Genomic DNA, 18,190 nt, shown 5'->3' on the forward strand with positions numbered 1-18,190 from the left:
TAAGGTTCTTTTCAAAATTCGGTATGGGGGAAGACAGCATTGGAAAGCGCTTGCTAGGTTGGCTGGTGTGAGCAGCGAAGCAGACTCCGCCCTGACCGTCATGCTGGCCATGAACGACGCCAGCCGGGCGCGCGTCCTCGTCCCGCGCGTGCGCGCTCGGCTCGAGGCCATCGCCACCGTGCTGCCGGTCGGCCCGGGTACGACGTTCCTCGACGACCCCGAGATCCTGGCCGCGCTCCCGGAGGTCGACGTACTGCTGACCGGGTGGGGTTGTCCGCGGATCAGCCCGGAGGTGCTCGAGGCGGCGCCGAAGCTCCAGGCGATTCTGCACGCGGCCGGCTCGGTGAAGGCGATCGTCGCGCCGGAGGCGTTCGACCGGGGTATCCAGGTGTCGTCGGCGGCGCACGCCAACGCGCTGCCGGTGGCCGAGTTCACCGTCGCGGCCGTCGTACTGGCCGGGAAGCGGGCGTTCCGGCTCGCGGCGCAGTACCGGACCGATCGGACGAAGGCAGATCCGCACGGGATGCCGGGCAGCTACGGTTCGACGGTTGGGCTGCTGGGTGCGTCGCGGATCGGCCGGATGGTCGCCGAGCGCCTGCGGAGCTTCGACCTGCACGTGCTGATCAGCGACCCGTACCTGACCGAGGCCGAGGCGGCCGAGCTCGGCGCCGAGCTGGTCGGCAACGACGAACTGTTCAGCCGGAGCGACATCCTCAGCGTGCACGCGCCACTGCTTCCGGAGACCACTGGTCTCGTGGACGCGCGCCTGCTGGGGCTGTTGCGGGACGGTTCGGTGCTGATCAACACCGCCCGCGGCAAGATCATCGACGCGGCCGCGCTCGAGCGTGAGTGCGTCTCCGGCCGGATCGACGCCGTCCTCGATGTGACCGATCCGGAACCGTTGCCGCCGGACTCACCGCTGCTCGACCTGCCGAACGTCTTCGTCACCCCGCACGTCGCCGGTGCCGTCGGCAACGAAATCGCCCGCCTCGGCGAACTCGCCGTCAGCGAACTCGAGCGCCTCACCACCGGCCAGCCACTGCAGCACGCCATCAAACCCGCCGACCTCGGGAGGCTTGCATGACCCGCCTCGTTCTGCCCGATACCGATCGTGTTCTGTCTCGTCAGACCGGTTGGAGTCGAGCGCACTGGGAGGCGTTGGCCGACCATCTGCTTGATTCGCTGGTGCCGTACTTCTCGCCCGGTGCGTCGCTGATCGCGTTGCCCGGTCGGCCGAGTCGGTCCGGTACGGCGTCCGACCAGTTGGAAGGCTTTGCGCGGTCGTTCATGCTGGCCGCGTTCCGTATCGCCGGCGTGCAGGGCAAGGGCTGCGAGCAGCTGATCGAGCGGTACGCGCGTGGAGTGGCGAACGGCGCGAAGCCGGACCACCCAGAGGCGTGGCTGCGGCTCACCCCGCGCTCGCAGCAGATGGTCGAGGCCGCCGCGATCGCGGTCGCACTGCACGAGACGCGCGAGTGGATCTGGGACCGGCTCGACACCCGGGCACAGGAGCACGTGGCGGAGTGGCTCGGTGGGTTCAACGGGTCGACCACCCACGACAACAACTGGCGGTTGTTCCAGGTCGTGAGTGAACAGTTCCTCGCATCGGTCGGAGCGCCGTACTCGCAGGAGGACATCGACGGCGGGCTGGACCGGATCGAGGACTGGTACGTCGGGGACGGCTGGTACTCGGATGGCGATGGGCAGAACTTCGACAACTACATCGGCTGGGCCATGCACCTCTACCCCGGGCTGTGGACGCGGATGGCGGCTGCCACTCCTGGAGCGGCGTACGAGGACCGGCTGAAGCTGTACCGCGAGCGGCTGCGACTCTTCCTGGAGGATGCGGTGCATCTGGTCGGCAACGACGGCGCACCGGTGTACCAGGGCCGGTCGCTGACGTACCGGATGGCTGCGGCCACGCCGTACTGGATGGGGGCGTTGCTGGACGCCACTCCCCTGGCGCCTGGGCAGACGCGGCGGCTGTGCTCCGGGATCGCACGGCACTTCGTGCAGCACGGTGTGCCGGATGAGCGTGGGCTGCTGACGCTGGGGTGGTACGACACGTTCCTGCCGACGACACAGCAGTACTCCGGGCCTGGCTCGCCGTACTGGGCGTCGAAGGGGTTCATCGGGCTCGTGCTGCCGCCGGAGCACCCGGTGTGGACCGATCCGGAGGGCTCAGTGCCGCTGGACGATGCAGACCAGGTGCGGGCGATGCCTGCGCCGGGGTGGATCGTGCACGCGAGCCGGCACGACCAGGTGGTGCAGCTGGTGAACCACGGTGCAGACCACGCGCCGGTGGCTGAGCCCGAGGGTGTCGAGCCGGAGGGCGATCCGCACTACAACCGGCTGGCGTACGCGAACCACGCGGGTCCGGAGCTGTCCGACCACGCGCCGCGGATCGACAACCTCATCTCCCTGGTCGACGCGGACGGTCGGTCGAGTTCGCGCGGGCGGATCCGGCGGATCTCGGTCAGTGGGCGTACAGCGTCCTCCTGGCACAAGGCGTGGTTGGGATCAGACGGACCATGGCGGATCGAGACTACGTCGGTCGTCCACGCCGGCTGGGAGATCCGGTGTGCGCTGGTCGAGGGACCGGCGGGCGCGATGGTGCGCAGCGGCGGTTTCGCGGTCGCCGGCGAGTCTTTGCCGGAGGCAACCGCCGGTTATCGGTGGGCGTCCGCGCGGAACGACGACGGGTTGCTGTCGGCGGTGGTCGGATTGCACGGGTACGACGAGGCCGGAGTGCACCGTGGACTGGGTGCGAACGCCTTCGGGGTGCACTCGGCGACGCCGTACCTGACGGCTCCGCACGACGGCGATCCGCTTTTGCTGGTGAGCGCCGTACTGCTGACGAGGGACGCGCTCCGGCCCGAGGCGCTTGCCGAAGGCATCGATGTCGCGGTGGACGGGACGACGGTCCGGATCAGCCTGCCCGGCGGTGGTGACGAAGTGGTCGAACTGGGACCGGATCGAGCGGGTTAGGAGAGCCTCGCCAACGATGAGAAATCCGGTCGAGGCCACTAGATTGGCGCAATGAGCACGTACGAGAGTCTTCTACAAGAACAGATCCGTAACGAATTCACGGCCTCACAGCAGTATGTGGCGGTGGCTGTCTGGTTCGACGACCAGGACCTTCCGCAGCTGGCATCGCATTTCTACAAGCAGTCCCTCGAAGAGCGCAACCACGCGATGATGATGGTGCAGTACCTGCTCGACAAGGGCATCCACCCGCGGATCCCGGGCGTCGGCGAGGTCGAGTTCGACTTCAAGTCCGCGCTGGAGCCGCTGGAGCTGGCCCTGCAGCAGGAGATCACCGTCACCAAGCAGATCGAGACGCTGGCCCGGACCGCTCGGGACGAGAGCGACTACGTCGGCGAGCAGTTCATGCAGTGGTTCCTCAAGGAGCAGGTCGAGGAGGTCGCCGCGATGAACACGCTCGTCAACGTCGCGAAGCGCGCCGGTGACAACCTCTTCCACCTCGAGGACTTCCTGGCCCGCGAAGGCGCCGGCGACGGCGGCGCGGCCGACCCGACGGCCCCGAGCATCGCGGGTGGGAAGGTCTAGCCAGCTTCCGGCTCTCTGTGTGCCGATGCAGCCGACTCGGTCGCGGCGGGCTACTCGCCGCCGCGGCCGAGTTGGTTGTTGAGCCGAGTCCGCACCACCTACCGGACGTAGCCGCGGGCGTCGAGCGTGGTCTTGGGCTCCGGTTACCAGGAGCCGCCGCCTCCGCCACCGCCGCCCCCGCCCGAGGATCCGCCGCTGAAGCCGGAAGAGCTGCCGCCGCCGCTGCTGCTGGAGGGGGTGGGCGGCGGGTCGAAGGCGCTGGCGACGGTGCTGCTGAGGGCTCCGGCGGTCCAGCCGGAGGTGAAGTAGGACGGGCCTGAGTACCAGTAGGGGTCCGGGCTGATACGGCCGGCGGCTACCAGTTGGGCGCAGACCCCTTGCCAGCGGTCGGCCAGCCCGAAGACGATCGCCCAGGGCAGGTACTTGCTGAAGATGTCCTCCCCCTCCTCGAACCGCAACTGCTCCGCCTCCGCCGTCGCCAGGTACGTCCGGAACCCGATCACCTGGTCGGTCACCGCCCGGCCGGCCGGGTTCCGCTGCCCCCTCGACCGCTTCCCGACCCAGGTGCCCAGGGCAACGACCACCGCGATCACCGGCACCGCGACCACCACCGCCCGGCCGAGTCCCCCGGTCACCGCCGCGGTGACCGTACCCATCAGGCCCACACCGGCCATCAGGAGCGCGAGCATCGACATGCAGGCGCAGCCATTCGCGGAAACACCGGTCCCGAACTGCCGCGGCATCCGCAGGTACCACTGGCGCTGCCTCACCTGGTCCCGCAGTGCCTTGATCATCGCGTCGTGCGCCCGCCGCATGGTCTGATCGCCGACTGGAGCACGCCGCAGCGCCACGGAGTCGCCGGGCTGCAACGACGGGAACAGCCCGGACATCAACATCTGCTCGTGCGGCGCCGTCGCAGCCGCCGGATTCACCAGTACGGCGCTCTGCGAGTCCCCACTGTTCTCGATCCGTACGCCGCCCCGCACTGCCAGGTCGATCAGTGTCGCAGCCGTCTCCGTGGTCGTCGCCTTCGCATCGATCAGCAGACCACCCTCGGCCACCGGGATGCGAGGCGGCGAGAACGCGACCGGGATCTGGTCCTCGTCGAGGTCGTCCTTGACCGCCTGCCCGGCCATCCCGGTCGGCGGGAACGTCCCCGGCGGCAGGCCGGCGAACCGCTGGTCGCGGTTCCCGTTCTTCGAGTAGAGCACCGCGGTCACGATCGCGACCACGGTGGCTGCGGCCGAGGTGATCAGCGAGGGCACGGTCACGCCCTCGCGCTCCATCCAGCTCGGTGCGTCGACCACGATCGGGGTGTCGTTGCTGACCACTCCGGGCTTGATCCCGGCCACGACCGTCATCTGCTCCCCGCGGATGAGGTTGTTGGCCGCGAAGGTACCCTCGCCATCGCTGGTCACCGTGCTCGCGCAGTCCTTCGTCGAACCTGCCTGGCCCTGGAAACACTCCGTCTGCTGCACGCCTTCCGGAACGCTGACGTTGACTTCGACCTGGTTGAGGATGGCCTCCCAGCTGTTGCCGGTCGCGTCCCAGTACAGCTCGCTGTGGTCGTCGAAGTGCCGCAGTGCGCCGCGGACGTCGTACGTGATCACGTACGTCGCGTCGTACCCGGGGATCGTCTCGTTCGCGGAGCCGATCTTGATCCGGAGGGTCTGGTAGCGGTCGTGGTTCGACTTGGTGATCTCGGTGCTGTACTCGTCGGAGGCCCCGCTCGGGCTGTCGACCGTGATGTTCGAGACCTCGTACTTCTGGTCCTTCGCGTCGTCGTCCACCCAGGGTTCGCGGATGACCAGGTCGCGGTAGATGCCGTGCCGGCCGGAGCTGCCGAAGCTGTAGGCGATCGTCTCCTTCACCTGGAGTACGCCGTCCGGGGTGACGGTGTAGTCGATCTGGAAGCTCTTCACCTCGTCACCGGGTGCGGCCGAGGCGGTGGTCGCGAAGCCGGCCAGCGCCAGTGCGGTGACGACGATGGTGATCGCGGTGACGAGGGCCCTTCGCATGGCGTGACAGTACCGACAGCCGGGGTCCGGGATCCGGCCCGCTGACGCGTCAGCAGAAAACGCGACCCGATGGCTCTTGTGCTGAGTGGCCGTTCGGGGAATCGTGGGTGGACCAGGAGGAACGTCATGGCAGACAAGACGAACACTTCCCAGGGCACCGGAGCCGCCCCCGCTGTGGACAGCCCGGCCGCCATCCGCAACGTGGTGCTCGTCGGCCCGTCCGGAGCCGGCAAGACCACCCTCGTCGAGGCCCTGCTGGTGGCCTCCGGCGTCCTGAACAGACCCGGCACCGTCCTGGACGGAACCACGGTCTGTGACTTCGACGACGCCGAGATCCGCCAGCAGCGTTCGGTCGGGCTCTCATTGGCCTCCTTGCCGCACGACGGTGTCAAGGTGAATCTGATCGACACCCCCGGGTACGCCGATTTCGTCGGCGAACTGCGGGCCGGACTCCGGGCCGCCGACTGCGCCCTGTTCGTGATCTCGGCGAGCGAGGGCGTCGACGAGCCGACCAAGACGCTGTGGCACGAGTGCGACCAGGTCGGCATGCCGCGGGCCGTCGTGATCACCAAACTCGACCACGCCCGGGCGAACTACCAGAACGCGCTGTCCGCCGCGCAGGCCGCGTTCGGTGACAAGGTGCTGCCGCTCTACCTGCCCGCTGGTGACGGGCTGATCGGGCTGCTCTCCCAGGCGTACTACGAGTACGCCGACGGCCGGCGATCCACCTCGGCGCCGGACGCGTCGTACGCGGATCAGATCGAGGAACTGCGCGGCACGCTGATCGAGGGCATCATCGAGGAGTCCGAGGACGAGTCGCTGATGGACCGCTACCTCGGCGGCGAGGAGATCGACCAGAAGGTGCTGATCGAGGACCTCGAGCGCGCGGTCGCGCGTGGCTCGTTCTTCCCGGTCATCCCGGTCTGCAGCGGGACCGGGGTCGGCACCCAGGAGCTGCTCGAGGTCGCGACCAGCGGCTTCCCGTCGCCGCCCGAGCACACCCTGCCCGAGGTGTTCACGCCGCACGGCGTACCGCGCAAGGGCATGGAATGCGACCCGAGCGGAGCGCTGCTCGCCGAGGTGGTGAAGACGACGTCGGACCCGTACGTCGGCAGGGTCAGCCTGGTGCGGGTGTTCTCCGGCACCATCAGGCCCGACACGACGGTTCACGTGTCGGGCCATTTCACGTCGTTCTTCGGCGAGAGCACGCACGCCGACCACGACGAGGACGAGCGGATCGGCACGCTGTCGTTCCCGCTCGGCAAGGTGCAACGACCGGCGTCCGCGGTGATCGCGGGCGATCTGTGCGCGATCGGGCGGCTGACCCGGGCGGAGACCGGCGACACGTTGTCCGACAAGGCGGACCCGCTGCTGCTGAAGCCGTGGACGATGCCCGAGCCGTTGCTGCCGATCGCCGTACAGGCACATGCCAAGACGGACGAGGACAAGCTGAGCGTCGGGTTGCAGCGGCTGGCGGCCGAGGATCCAACGCTGCGGATCGAGCAGAACCCGGAGACGCACCAGATCGTGCTGTGGTGCATGGGCGAGGCGCACTCGGACGTCGTACTCGATGCTCTGGCGAACCGGTACGGCGTGACCGTCGACACCGTGGAGTTGCGGGTGCCGCTGCGGGAGACGTTCGGCGGGAAGGCCAAGGGTCACGGACGGCACGTGAAGCAGTCCGGCGGGCACGGTCAGTACGCCGTCTGCGATATCGAGGTGGAGCCTCTGCCTGGGGGCTCCGACTTCGAGTTCGTCGACAAGGTAGTCGGCGGGGCGGTGCCGCGGCAGTTCATCCCGAGCGTGGAGAAGGGCGTCCGGGCCCAGATGGAGAAGGGGGTCGCGGCCGGTTATCCGATGGTCGACATCCGGGTCACCCTGCTCGACGGGAAGGCGCACAGCGTCGACTCGTCGGACATGGCGTTCCAGATGGCCGGCGGGCTGGCGCTGCGCGAGGCGGCGGCCGCGACGAAGGTGAACCTGCTGGAGCCGGTGGACCTGGTCTCGGTGATGGTGCCGGACGAGTTGGTCGGCGCGGTGATGAGCGACCTGTCGGGCCGGCGCGGGCGACTGCTCGGCACGGACAAGGTCGGCGAGGACCGCACGTTGGTGAAGGCCGAGGTGCCGCAGGTGGAGATCACCCGCTACGCCATCGACCTCCGGTCGCTCTCGCACGGTGCCGCGTCGTTCACGCGGACGTTCTCCCGGTACGAGCCGATGCCGGAGTCCGCGGCGTCGAAGGTGAAGTCTGGCTAGCTGAGGCGGCGACGGACGTCGCGGGTACGCAGGTACGCCGCGACGTCGTCGTACCGCTCGCTCTGGTTGGCGAACTCGATGTACGACCGGACGCGGTGCAGCCAGTCCAGTGTCGACGGCTTGACCGTGGGCAGCACCTCGGTCAGGTGACGCATGGACAGCGGCGGCTCGCCTCCGCTGGTCAGAGCCTCGTCGATCACCCGGTCGATGCCACGCTCGATCAGCGCGCGCAGGTCCGCGCCGCTGAACATCGGTGTCTGCCCCGCCAGCGCCTTGAGGTCCAGCCCGTCCGCCGGGACGTCCTTCACGAGCACGTTCAGGATGTCGGATCGCGCCGGCTCGTCCGGCGGCGGGACGAAGACGACCCGGTCGAACCGGCCCGGCCGTAGCATCGCTTCGTCGACGTCCCAGGGCGCGTTGGTCGCGGCGAGGACGAGCAGGCCGTCGTTCTCGGAGCCGATCGCGTCCAGTTCCTGCAGCAGTACGTCGACCAGTCGGCGCGCCTCGGATCCGCCGTGCTTGTGCCGCGCGAAGGCCAGCGCGTCGAGCTCGTCCAGGAACAGTACGCACGGCGCGTTCGCCCGGGCGCGCTCGAAGGCGGCGTGCAGGTTGCGCTCGGACACGCCCAGGTACGGATCCATCACGTCCTCGATCCGGACGTTGACGAACGGCAGACCGCACTCCCCCGCGGTCGCCCGCGCCAGCAGCGTCTTTCCACAGCCCGGCGGCCCGTAGAGCATCACGCCGCCGCCCGATTTCCGGCCGTACTTCTCGTACAGCTCCGGGCGACTCAGCGGCAGGATCACCATCCGGTGGATGACCCGCTTGATGTCGTCCATCCCGCCGACCTGGTCGAAGGTGGTCGTCTCCTTCGGCGTGTCCACCTCGTACGGCGTCTCGGCCTCGGGCCCGACCTTGATCTTGACCCCGCTACGCTCGGCGATCATCTCGTCGACCAGCTGCTGCAGCCGCCCGGTCCCCTCGACGACCCCCTGCTGCCGGGCCGCCTCGAGCAGATTCCGCAGCAACGCGAGCCGCCCGTTCGCCGCCGCCAACTCCCCCACCGGCACGAACTGGTCGTCCGGCAACCCCTGCTGATCGAGCAATACGACGTACTGATCCAAAGCCGACTCGACATCGTCGGCGGCCACCAGCGACTCGGCCAGGACAAGCCGGAGCAGCACGTCATCCGGGTTGGCCTCAACCGCCTTCCGCAGAGCGGCGATCCGGTCGTTGCTCATGCGCCGCCCCATCTCCTGTTGAGCCAGCGGCGGAGTAGTGGCGGGGCCACCCAGGAGTAGATGCAGAAGCCGAACCAGGAGATCGCGAAGACGAACGCGAGCGGTGCCAGGCCGGCGATGCGGAGGCCGTAGATGATCGCGACCGCGCCGATCCAGACGACGAGCGGGTTGAACCGCTGGAACGGGCGGAGCGGGCGCATCAGCGGGTGGTTGATCAGCTTCGCCTCACGGGCGGCCGCGCGCAGGTCCGCGTCGCCGGGTTGCGAGGCGGCCGCGGAGGCGAACGACTTGTAGCCCGATCCCGGGTCGCCGGTGAGCATCGACGACGTACCGTGCAGGGCCCGGGCGCCCGGGTCCTCGGGGTCGTGGGCGAGGGCCTCGGTGCTGTGCCGGTGCATGTCGCGGTCCTTGCCGAGTGCGAACGCGACCTGAGCCCGGGCAGCCGAGACCGCCGCGCTCTCGGGCGCGTGCGAGGCTGCGCGCTCGACCAGGGCGCTCGCCTTCTCGGCCTGTCCGGCGGCGAGGCAGACGTGCGCGTACCCGATCAGCAGGTCGGGATCGTTCGGGTCGAGGCTGAGGCCTTGGAGGAACGCGCCCTCGGCCTCCGGCAGGCGGCCCTCGGCCCGCAGTGACGAGCCGAGCACGTGTAGCAGCGGGAGGAACGGCCCGTGCTGGGCCAGGCCGTCCTTCAGTACGTCGATGGCCTCGGTGTTGCGGTCGAGCGCGTGCAGAGCAGCGCCGCGGTACAGGTACGCACGGTAGTCGACCGCTGCGTCTCCCCAGAGGCCCTGGAGTTCGTCGAGGGTGCGTTCGGGGTGGCCGATGCGCAGCCAGTGGCCGGCCATCTGCAGGCGGGCTTCTGTCGGTTCGTTCACAGTGCCCCCGCAACGATGATCAGGATGAAGGCTTCCGCGATCGCGCCACCGACCGCCACTGCGACGCCCGGACCCCACAACGATCCGTAGTCGGTGCCGCGAAGCTGGAAGGCACGGTCCATCGGTCGCTGGATCCGGAGCTGGACGAGGCAGCACAGTACGGCGACGACCCGGACGGCGACCCGGAATCCGGAGGTGACATCGGCGTCGGCCTTCAGCAGGGCGAAGAGCGCGATCACACCGGCCAGGCCGACCACACCGGTGAGCAGGATCAGGCGGCGCTTGGCCGCGTCCACGCCGAGCCGGCGGGCGTTGAGGAACGCGATCACCGTCGACGCGATCACCCCGCCGAAGAAGGCGACGTACGTCTGCGACATCAGCCGCCACGGACGCACCTTCATGTCCACACCGGCGCCGATCGTGGGGCGCAACAGTTCGTCCGGCATGGGGCTCCTCAAGCGGCGGGGTCCGGCCCGCGCAGTGTAACGCCAGCGCGGGCACTAGGGTGCGTCTCCCAATTCCCTGCAGTCGCGAGCAGGTGCTCGGCGGAGTGCAGCGCAAGGCGGAGGGCGAGGCTCGGAGTGGGGTTCTCCGTGCCTCGCCCTCCAACGCGGCGATGTGCCCGCCGAGTGCCGCGCAGCACGCAGGGAATTGGGAGACGTGCCCTAGCCTGGGCCGATGACCGAGAACTGTCTCTTCTGCGGGATCGTGGCCGGGACCATTCCGTCGACGCAGGTCGGGTCGAACGACCGGGCGATCGCGTTCATGGACATCAACCCGGCGACGCCCGGGCACCTCCTGGTGATGCCCCGCGCGCACTCGACCGACCTCCGGGAGGCCGACGCCGAGGACCTGATCGCGGCGACCCTGCTGGCCCAGTCGATGGTCAGCCGCGTGATCGAGCGGATGGACGCGGACGGCGCCAACCTGCTCAGCTGCATCGGTGCCACGGCGTGGCAGAGCGTGTTCCACACCCACCTGCACGTGGTCCCCCGCTACCAGGACGACCCGCTGCGGCTCCCCTGGCACCCGACTCCCGGCGACACGGACGAGATCAAGGCGAACGCCGCCAAACTCGTGTAACACTTCCGCGCCTCATGACACTGCAGAGCTGAACGGAGTCGCCGAGCCTGCAGAGGTCGTCATGTCGAACGCCACCGCTACACCTGTTGTGCAGTGCGTCGAGTTGAAGTGGCGGCTTGGGCCGTTGTGGATCGCCACCTTCCTCCAGGGGTTCGCGCTGTGGGTGCCGGTCGAGAAGTTGTTCATGAGCGAGATCGGGTTCGACGCGGCGACGATCGGCGTAATGGTTGCCGCCTACGCCGCACTCGTGCCACTCGCCGAGGTCGCGTCCGGCATCCTCGCGGACCGCTGGTCGCGGCGGGGTGTGCTGATGCTGGCCGGCGTCGCGATGCTCGTGAGCGTGTCAGTCGCCGCGATGAGTCACAACGTCACGACCTACATCCTCGCCGCGCTGCTCTTCGGGCTGTACTTCGCGATGTACTCCGGAACGATCGAGGCAGTCGTGTACGACGTAGTGCTCGAGGAGAACGGGAACGGCGAGGCCTACGAGCGCGAGATCGGCCGGGTCCGGTTCGTCGAGAGCGTCGCCCTGGTGGTGAGTGCGCTGGCGGGTGGGTGGCTCGCCTCGCTCTTCTCGACTCGGGCGACGTACCTCCTGACGCTGCCGTTCGTGGTGTTCTACCTGGTCGCGCTGAGCCGATTCTGTGAGCCTCGGCTGCACCAGGTCAGTGAGCGGACCTCGCTGCGGGAGCACCTCACGATCACCTATCGCGCGATCACGCACCGCGGGCGACTCGTCCCGATCGCGGCGGCGTCGATCATGGCGGCGATGATCCTGCAGGCGATGTTCGAATTCGGGCCGTTGTGGCTGATCACGCTCGAGGCGTCGGCCGTGTACTACGGGCCGTTCTGGGCGCTGATGGTCGCGACGCTCGGTGTCGGCGGGTTGCTGGCCGGTCGCCTCCGCCTCGATCGGCCGGTCCCGGTGGCGATAGTCGTACTGGTCATGCTCGCGTCCTGTCTGACGTTGACGAGCAGCCGGAGCCTCGGGGCGCTGACGGTCGCGATGGTCGTGCTCACCTTCCTGCTCGTGGTGATCGGGATCCACGTCAGCCGGTTGATGCACGACGCCGTACCGTCGACGATCCGGACCGGGGTGGTGTCCGGGGTCGGTGCGGTGTCCTGGCTGGTGTTCACGCCGTTCGCGCTCGTGTTCGGTGCCGTGAGCAAGCAGTTCGGCGTGTACGTGTCCGGGTGGATGCTGACCGGCGCGGTCGCGCTGGCCGGCGCCGCACTCGTCTGGGCCCGGCACCGTGCTCCACTACGCTGAGTCGATGGCTGGGTTGCCGGCTGACGACGTACTGGCCGAGCGGTTGCGGAGCGGGGACGAGGACGCGTTCGCGCTGCTGCTGGACGGGTGGTCGGGCGGGATGCTGCGGGTGGCGCGGTCGTTCGTGTCGACCGAGGAGTCGGCCGCGGAGGTCGTGCAGGAGACCTGGCTCGCGGTGATCGAGGGCATAGAGCGGTTCGAGGGCCGGTCGTCGCTGAAGACCTGGGTGTACCGGATCCTCACGAACACGGCCAAGCGGCGCGGCACTCGCGAGCACAAGGTTGTCCCGATGAGCAGCGTCGACGACTCCGGACCCACCGTCGACCCGAGCCGCTTCCGCCCGGCCGGTGATCCGTTCCCCGGCCACTGGTGGGACTTCCCACCGGCCTGGCCGACACCTGAGCAAGGACTGCTGACCGGCGAGGTCCGCGAACGCCTCAGCGAAGCCCTCACGGAGTTACCCGAGCGCCAGCGGCTGGTCGTCGTACTGCGTGATGTCGAGGGCCGCCCGTACGACGAAGTGTGCGAGCTGCTCGGGATCACGGCGGCCAACCAACGCGTGCTGCTGCATCGAGCTCGGGCATTCCTACGCGGCAAACTGGAGGAGTACTACATGCGGGAAGGTGAGGCGTCGTGAGTGACCTGGACTGCCGCGAGTTCGTCGAGTTGGTCACCTCCTACCTGGAAGGTGACCTCAGCACGACCGCCGAGCAGGACTTCATCGACCACCTGGCCCTGTGCGACGGCTGCGAGCGCTACCTGGACCAAATGCGCCAGACGACACAGGCGGTGACCGACCTGCCCGCCGGTGACCTGCCAGGCGAGGCCCGCACCGCTCTCCTCGACGCCTTCCGGTCCCGCCGGGCCTGACCTGCACGCCTTTGGGTACCGGGAGATCCCGGACCTGGAAGGAGGGCTGATGGGCGAGGGTGTGATGGTGTTCGCGCCGCTGCCGCAGCTGACCGTGATGGTCGAGCAGGTGAGCGAAGAACCCGAGCTGCATCTGCACGCCGGCGGGCAGGGACTCTGGCAGGCCCGGATGATCACTGCCCTGGGAGTGCCGGTGACGTTCTGCGCCCTGCTCGGCAAGGGCGAGGTCGGGCGCGCCCTGATCTCGCTGTTCGACGTGGAAGGGCTCGAACTCAAGGCGGTCCGGCGCCACGCGGACAGCGGCTGGTACATCCACGAGCGCCGCGGCGACGAACGCCACGTGATCGCCGAGAACCCAGGCTCCCCGCTCGGCCGGCACGACGGCGACGAGCTGTACGCGCTGGCGCTGGCCGAAGGGCTGAAGGCAAGCATCTGCGTGCTGAGCGGTGCGGCAGATCCCTCGCTCGTCCCGCCGGACTTCTATGGCCGGCTCGGCAGCGATCTGCAGCGCAACGGTACGCCGATCGCCGCTGACCTCACCGGCGACCACCTGACCGCCGTACTCGAAGCGAAGCCCACCTTCATCAAGGTCAGTGACGAGGAACTGCACGACGACGAACTGGCCGACAAGGAGGACGAGAAGTCGATCGTCAAGGCGGCCCGGCGGCTGCAGGATCGCGGCGCCGAGGCCGTGGTGGTCAGCCGCGGCGAGAAGCCCGCGATCGCACTGGTGGAGGACGACGTGTACCAGGTCAAGATCCCCGAACTCACCGTTCGGGACCAGACTGGCGCAGGCGACTCGATGACGGCCGGCGTGGTCGCCGTACTGGCTCAGGGCGGAGACATGAAGGAAGCCATCCGCACCGGCGCCGCGGCGGGCACGCTCAACGTCACCCAGCATGGGTTGGGCTCGGGCCGGGCCGACGCGATCGCGGAGCTGGTGAAGCTCGTCGAGCTCGAACCTTTGGAGTCGTCATGAATCAGCGCGTCCTGATCACCAACGACGACGGCATCGACTCCCCCGGCATCCGCGCGCTCGCCGGCGCCGCACTCGAGCACGGTCTCGACGTCGTCGTGGCGGCACCGTCCGAGGAAGCCAGCGGTGTGAGCGCGGGACTGAGCGCCTACACCGACGACGGCCGGGTTGCGATCACCCGCAAGGACTTCGACGGCATTCGAGCGTACGGCGTCGCCGCGTCGCCGGCATACATCGTGGTGCTGGCCACCCTCGACGCCTTCGGACCGGCACCCGAGCTCGTGCTGTCCGGGATCAACCGCGGCGCGAATGCCGGCCGGGCGATCCTGCACTCCGGGACCGTCGGGGCGGCCTTCACCGCGGCGGCCTACGGCATGCCGGCGCTGGCGGCGTCGCTGGACGTGCTGTCACCGCTGAGCGCCACTCGTGGCGGTAACGCGCTACAGGTACTCGACGCTGCGAGCGACGAGGCTCATCACTGGTCGACGGCGGCGCACTACGTCCGTGAACTGCTGCCAAGGCTGCAGGAGCTGCCAGCCGGATTCGTGCTCAACCTGAACGTGCCGGACCGCCCGGCGGACGAGGTGAAGGGGCTGGAGACCGCCGTACTGGCCCGATTCGGTCAGGTGCAGATGGCGGTGGCCGAGGCCGGTCAGGACTTCGTGCGTACGTCGGTGGAGGAGAACCGGGCCCGGGTCGACGAAGGCACGGACTTGGCTCTCCTCACCGACGGCTACGCGACGCTCACCACCGTCCGGGCGGTCGCGGAACTCACTTGAGACCGGGTCACTTGAGGTCGGCGAAGAATTCGCGGAGGTCGGCCAGGAGCAGGTCGGGGGCGTCCTGGGTGGCCCAGTGGCTGCCGCGGTCGAATTCGTGCCAGGACACGATGTTCGCGTGGTCGCGCTCGGCGAACCGGCGCAGCGGGCGGAAGTCGAACGCGAAGCTGGCCAGCCCGGTCGGCGCGGTGGTCGGCTCCTTCGGGTGCTCCGCGTGCTTGTCCTCGTAGTAGAACCGCGCCGAGGACGCACCGGTGTTCGTGAGCCAGTAGATCGTCGCGTTGGTCAGCACGTGCTCGTCGCTGCATCCGCTGAGCAGCTGCGCGATCCAGGCGAGCTGTCCGGTCGGTGAGTCGGCCAGCGCGTGCGCGACGTTCTGCGGCGCCTGCTCCTGCAGCTTCGCGTACGCACCCAGGTTCTCGTTGAAGTACTGCAGGAACTGCAGATACCCCTGCTCCTCCTCCGTCAGGTTCTCCAGCTCCGCCGGGTCACCGCTCGGGAACGAGAACAACTGCGTCACATGCACACCGATCACGTGCTCCGGATCGACCCGCCCGACCTCCGGCGACACATACGAACCACCGTCGTTGCCGTGAGCGCCGTACCGCTCGTAACCGAGCCGGCGCATCAGCTCGGCCCACGCGGCCGCGGTGCGATAGCGGTTCCACCCCTTCTCGCGGGTCGGACCGGAGAAGCCGAAGCCGGGGATGGACGGGATGACCAGGTGGAACGCCTGCTCACCGTTCGACGGCGCGGTCAGCGGTTCGATCAGGTCGACGTACTCGAGGAAGGTGTTCGGCCAACCGTGGGTCAAGACGAGCGGGATCGCGTCCGGGTCGGCGGAGCGGACGTGCAGGAAGTGGACGGTCTGCCCGTCGATCTCGGTGACGAACTGCGGGTAGGAGTTCAGCCGCTCCTCCCACTGACGCCAGTCGTACGACGTCAGCCACTGCTCGGTGAGGCGTCGTACGTAGGACAGCGGTACGCCGTACTCCCACTCGGGCGGAAGCGGTCCGGTCTGTACGGCGTTCGTGTAGTCGATCTCGAGCTCGTTGGCCCAGCGGGTCCGGGCCAGCCGGTCGCGCAGGTCGTCCAGGTCGGCCTGCGAAATGTCGATGCGGAACGGTCGGATCTCGGTGTTGTTCGTCATGTCTTCTACGCTAGAAGTCCATTAGGCGAGTTAGCTTCCTAATGGTCTGGCAGAGTTGTGGACATGATCGAGACCTCCACTCGGCTGCTGAGGTTGCTGACACTGCTGCAGAGTCCCCGCGACTGGACCGGTGCCGAGCTCGCGGAGAAGTTGCAGGTGAGTCCGCGCACGGTGCGGAGCGACATCGAGCGGTTGCGCGGGCTGGGCTATCCCGTGGACGCGACACGGGGCTCTGTGGGTGGCTACCGGCTGGGTGCGGGTGGGACGCTTCCGCCGCTGCTGCTGGACGATGACGAAGCTGTGGCGGTGGTGATCGGGCTGCGAAAGGCTGCCGGGGTTGCGGGCGTGGAGGAGATGTCGCTGCGGGCTCTGACCAAGTTGGAGCAGGTCCTGCCGTCCCGCTTGCGTCGGCGCGTCAACACGTTGGCCAGCTTCACGGTGCAGGTGCCGCCGGATGTTGAGGGGCCGCAGGTCGACCCTTCACTGCTGACGCAACTGGCGGGCCTGTGCCGGGACCGGGAGCAGTTGCGGTTCGACTACTCGTCTCACAGTGGTCAGGCAACGCTGCGACGCGTGGAGCCGCATCGGCTGGTCAACTGGGGGCGGCGGTGGTACCTGGTCGCTTTCGATGTGGAGAAGCAGGACTGGCGGACGTTCCGGGTCGACCGGGTGCAGCCGCGGATTCCGACCGGGCCGCGGTTCACACCGCGGGAATTGCCCGAAGGTGGTGACGTGGCGGCCTACGTGTCGCGGCGGGTGTCTGCTGCGGCCTGGCGGTACCGGGCGTCGATCGTCGTACACCTGCCTGCTGATGACCTGGCTTCCAAGCTCCCGTTGGCTGCCGGCACAGTCGAGCCGCTCGACGAGGAGACCTGTCTGTTCGAGACGGGGTCCGACTCGGTGCAGAGCCTTGCGGTGCACCTCAGCCTGCTCGACGCGGACTTCGTCGTACGGGAAGGGCACGCGGAGCTGACGGACTACCTGGATCGGCTTGCGGAGCGCTACCGCCGGGCGACGAGTTCGTAGACGGACAGCAGCTCTGGCAGCAGCACCGACCAGTCATAGCGCTGTACGGCGGCCAGTCCGGCCAGGCGGAGCTTGTGGCGTTCGTCAGGCGTACTCAGGAGGCGGAGAGCGCGTGTGGTGAGCTCATCGGCGTCCCCTGGCTCGAACAACTCCCCCAGCCGGCCACCGTCGAGCACTTGCCGGAACGCGGCCAAGTCACTCGCGAGCACCGGGGCGCCAGCAGCCATCGCCTCAAGCAGGACGATGCCGAAGCTCTCACCGCCGAGGTGCGGCGCGATGTACAGGTCCGAGCCCGCGAGCATGTCCGCCCGGGCCCGGTCGTCGACCGCACCGAGGAAGAGGACGTTACCGCGACAGCTCGCCGGCAACGAGCGCCGGGCCTCGTCCGCTTGACCGGTGCCGGCGACGAGCACCCGCAGTTGGGGGCGCTCGGCAACCAAGGCGGGGACGGCCTTCAGCAGGACGCCGAGACCCTTGCGGGGTTCGTCCATCCGGCCGAGGAAGCTGATCGTGCCGTCGTCACCCTGCCACTCCGGGCGCGGGTTGCCCTTGAACCGGTCGGTGTAGAGGCCGTTGGGGATGACGACCGCCTCGCCGCCGATGTGCTGGACCATCATCGAGCGCGCGTTCTCCGAGACGGCGATCCGGGCGTCGATCTTCTCCAGCGCCGGGCGGAGCAACCCGGCCGCGGCGCTCATCGCCCGGGACCGGACCTGCCAGGTGTGGAAGGTGGCCACGAACGGGCCGCCGGCCGACCACAGCGCGATGATCGACGCGCTCGGAGTGGTCGGCTCGTGCACGTGGACGACGTCGAAGTGGCCATCGGCCAGCCAGTTCTTGACCCGGGCCGCGGTGCGCGGGCCGAAGGTGACCCGGGCAACGGACCCGTTGTACGGGACACCGACCGCGCGGCCGGACGAGACGACGTACGGCGGGACCGCGTCGGTGTGATCCACCGGCGCGAGCACGGAAACCTGGTGACCGACCCCGAGCAGAGCCTCGGCGAGATCGCGGACATGGTTCTGCACCCCGCCAGGAGTGCCCAGCGAGTACGGGCACACCACACCGATCCTCAC

The 18,190-nt window shown here is 68.8% G+C and carries 17 protein-coding genes; 11 read left to right on the forward strand and 6 right to left on the reverse strand.

What is annotated here, in order from left to right:
• Positions 1-67: 67 nt before the first annotated feature.
• The 3 genes from V9K99_RS16830 to V9K99_RS16840 are packed head-to-tail and all read left to right on the forward strand — an operon-like array spanning position 68 to position 3,570.
• Complete coding sequence (locus tag V9K99_RS16830) at positions 68-1,084, forward strand: hydroxyacid dehydrogenase (RefSeq protein ID WP_337000046.1); 1,017 nt, start codon at positions 68-70, stop codon at positions 1,082-1,084.
• Positions 1,081-2,988 (forward strand): DUF2264 domain-containing protein, encoded by a 1,908-nt coding sequence (locus tag V9K99_RS16835; protein ID WP_337000045.1) that lies wholly within the window; start codon positions 1,081-1,083, stop codon positions 2,986-2,988. The genes V9K99_RS16830 and V9K99_RS16835 overlap by 4 nt, the downstream gene beginning before the upstream one ends.
• A gap of 51 nt (positions 2,989-3,039) precedes the next feature.
• The gene (locus V9K99_RS16840; protein ID WP_337000044.1) at positions 3,040-3,570 is read left to right on the forward strand and encodes a ferritin; all 531 of its coding nucleotides are present in this window, start codon (positions 3,040-3,042) and stop codon (positions 3,568-3,570) included.
• A 143-nt stretch (positions 3,571-3,713) separates the two neighbouring features.
• Here the strand turns inward: V9K99_RS16840 and V9K99_RS16845 are convergent, their stop codons facing one another.
• A complete protein-coding gene (locus V9K99_RS16845; RefSeq protein WP_337000043.1) occupies positions 3,714-5,588 on the reverse strand; it encodes a DUF2207 domain-containing protein in 1,875 nt (624 codons plus the stop codon).
• Positions 5,589-5,714: 126 nt separating this feature from the next.
• Here V9K99_RS16845 and V9K99_RS16850 point away from each other — a divergent pair, with 126 nt between their 5' ends.
• A complete protein-coding gene (locus V9K99_RS16850) occupies positions 5,715-7,844 on the forward strand; it encodes an elongation factor G-like protein EF-G2 (RefSeq protein WP_337000042.1) in 2,130 nt (709 codons plus the stop codon).
• Here the strand turns inward: V9K99_RS16850 and V9K99_RS16855 are convergent.
• From V9K99_RS16855 to V9K99_RS16865, 3 genes are read right to left on the reverse strand one after another with little or no spacing between them, the layout of a single operon-like run.
• On the reverse strand, positions 7,841-9,085 hold the full coding sequence (locus V9K99_RS16855; protein WP_337000041.1) for a tetratricopeptide repeat protein: 1,245 nt from the start codon (positions 9,083-9,085) through the stop codon (positions 7,841-7,843). The two genes, V9K99_RS16850 and V9K99_RS16855, sit on opposite strands and share 4 nt — an antisense overlap.
• Positions 9,082-9,960 (reverse strand): tetratricopeptide repeat protein, encoded by an 879-nt coding sequence (locus V9K99_RS16860; RefSeq protein WP_337000040.1) that lies wholly within the window; start codon positions 9,958-9,960, stop codon positions 9,082-9,084. Before V9K99_RS16860 ends, V9K99_RS16855 begins: the two co-directional genes overlap by 4 nt.
• On the reverse strand, positions 9,957-10,406 hold the full coding sequence (locus V9K99_RS16865; protein ID WP_337000039.1) for a hypothetical protein: 450 nt from the start codon (positions 10,404-10,406) through the stop codon (positions 9,957-9,959). The genes V9K99_RS16860 and V9K99_RS16865 overlap by 4 nt, the downstream gene beginning before the upstream one ends.
• A 232-nt stretch (positions 10,407-10,638) precedes the next feature.
• Between V9K99_RS16865 and V9K99_RS16870 the strand changes: the two genes are divergently transcribed.
• From V9K99_RS16870 to surE, 6 genes are all read left to right on the forward strand, one after another.
• Entirely contained in the window at positions 10,639-11,043 is a 405-nt protein-coding gene (locus V9K99_RS16870) for an HIT family protein (protein ID WP_337000038.1), read from the forward strand.
• A gap of 61 nt (positions 11,044-11,104) precedes the next feature.
• Entirely contained in the window at positions 11,105-12,313 is a 1,209-nt protein-coding gene (locus tag V9K99_RS16875; RefSeq protein ID WP_337000037.1) for an MFS transporter, read from the forward strand.
• A 4-nt stretch (positions 12,314-12,317) separates the two neighbouring features.
• A complete protein-coding gene (locus tag V9K99_RS16880) occupies positions 12,318-12,950 on the forward strand; it encodes an RNA polymerase sigma factor (RefSeq protein WP_337000036.1) in 633 nt (210 codons plus the stop codon).
• A complete protein-coding gene (locus V9K99_RS16885; protein WP_337000035.1) occupies positions 12,947-13,183 on the forward strand; it encodes an anti-sigma factor family protein in 237 nt (78 codons plus the stop codon). Before V9K99_RS16880 ends, V9K99_RS16885 begins: the two co-directional genes overlap by 4 nt.
• Positions 13,184-13,232: 49 nt before the next feature.
• On the forward strand, positions 13,233-14,162 hold the full coding sequence (locus tag V9K99_RS16890) for a 1-phosphofructokinase family hexose kinase (protein ID WP_337000034.1): 930 nt from the start codon (positions 13,233-13,235) through the stop codon (positions 14,160-14,162).
• Positions 14,159-14,938 (forward strand): 5'/3'-nucleotidase SurE, encoded by a 780-nt coding sequence (gene surE, locus V9K99_RS16895; RefSeq protein ID WP_337000033.1) that lies wholly within the window; start codon positions 14,159-14,161, stop codon positions 14,936-14,938. The genes V9K99_RS16890 and surE overlap by 4 nt, the downstream gene beginning before the upstream one ends.
• 7 nt (positions 14,939-14,945) lie before the next feature.
• On the opposite strand, the gene V9K99_RS16900 is transcribed toward surE, so the two are convergent.
• Entirely contained in the window at positions 14,946-16,088 is a 1,143-nt protein-coding gene (locus V9K99_RS16900) for an epoxide hydrolase family protein (RefSeq protein WP_337000032.1), read from the reverse strand.
• Between the two features lie 63 nt (positions 16,089-16,151).
• Here V9K99_RS16900 and V9K99_RS16905 point away from each other — a divergent pair, with 63 nt between their 5' ends.
• Positions 16,152-17,114 carry a helix-turn-helix transcriptional regulator gene (locus V9K99_RS16905; protein WP_337000031.1) on the forward strand — a complete coding sequence of 321 codons (963 nt, stop codon included), beginning with the start codon at positions 16,152-16,154 and terminating at the stop codon, positions 17,112-17,114.
• Here the strand turns inward: V9K99_RS16905 and V9K99_RS16910 are convergent.
• On the reverse strand, positions 17,090-18,190 hold the full coding sequence (locus tag V9K99_RS16910) for a glycosyltransferase family 4 protein (RefSeq protein ID WP_337000030.1): 1,101 nt from the start codon (positions 18,188-18,190) through the stop codon (positions 17,090-17,092). The two genes, V9K99_RS16905 and V9K99_RS16910, sit on opposite strands and share 25 nt — an antisense overlap.

It is taken from the genome of Kribbella sp. CCNWLW201, from assembly GCF_037203805.1.
GTDB lineage: Bacteria > Actinomycetota > Actinomycetes > Propionibacteriales > Kribbellaceae > Kribbella.

Excerpts from the sequence above, each read along its gene's own strand:
- V9K99_RS16875 (WP_337000037.1), top strand. The coding sequence starts at position 11,105 with ATGTCGAACGCCACCGCTACACCTGTTGTGCAGTGCGTCGAGTTGAAG.
- V9K99_RS16865 (WP_337000039.1), bottom strand. The coding sequence starts at position 10,406 with ATGCCGGACGAACTGTTGCGCCCCACGATCGGCGCCGGTGTGGACATG.
- V9K99_RS16900 (WP_337000032.1), bottom strand. The coding sequence starts at position 16,088 with ATGACGAACAACACCGAGATCCGACCGTTCCGCATCGACATTTCGCAG.
- V9K99_RS16835 (WP_337000045.1), top strand. The coding sequence starts at position 1,081 with ATGACCCGCCTCGTTCTGCCCGATACCGATCGTGTTCTGTCTCGTCAG.
- V9K99_RS16850 (WP_337000042.1), top strand. The coding sequence starts at position 5,715 with ATGGCAGACAAGACGAACACTTCCCAGGGCACCGGAGCCGCCCCCGCT.
- V9K99_RS16840 (WP_337000044.1), top strand. The coding sequence starts at position 3,040 with ATGAGCACGTACGAGAGTCTTCTACAAGAACAGATCCGTAACGAATTC.
- V9K99_RS16855 (WP_337000041.1), bottom strand. The coding sequence starts at position 9,085 with ATGAGCAACGACCGGATCGCCGCTCTGCGGAAGGCGGTTGAGGCCAAC.
- V9K99_RS16905 (WP_337000031.1), top strand. The coding sequence starts at position 16,152 with ATGATCGAGACCTCCACTCGGCTGCTGAGGTTGCTGACACTGCTGCAG.
- V9K99_RS16870 (WP_337000038.1), top strand. The coding sequence starts at position 10,639 with ATGACCGAGAACTGTCTCTTCTGCGGGATCGTGGCCGGGACCATTCCG.
- V9K99_RS16890 (WP_337000034.1), top strand. The coding sequence starts at position 13,233 with ATGGGCGAGGGTGTGATGGTGTTCGCGCCGCTGCCGCAGCTGACCGTG.
- V9K99_RS16880 (WP_337000036.1), top strand. The coding sequence starts at position 12,318 with ATGGCTGGGTTGCCGGCTGACGACGTACTGGCCGAGCGGTTGCGGAGC.
- surE (WP_337000033.1), top strand. The coding sequence starts at position 14,159 with ATGAATCAGCGCGTCCTGATCACCAACGACGACGGCATCGACTCCCCC.
- V9K99_RS16845 (WP_337000043.1), bottom strand. The coding sequence starts at position 5,588 with ATGCGAAGGGCCCTCGTCACCGCGATCACCATCGTCGTCACCGCACTG.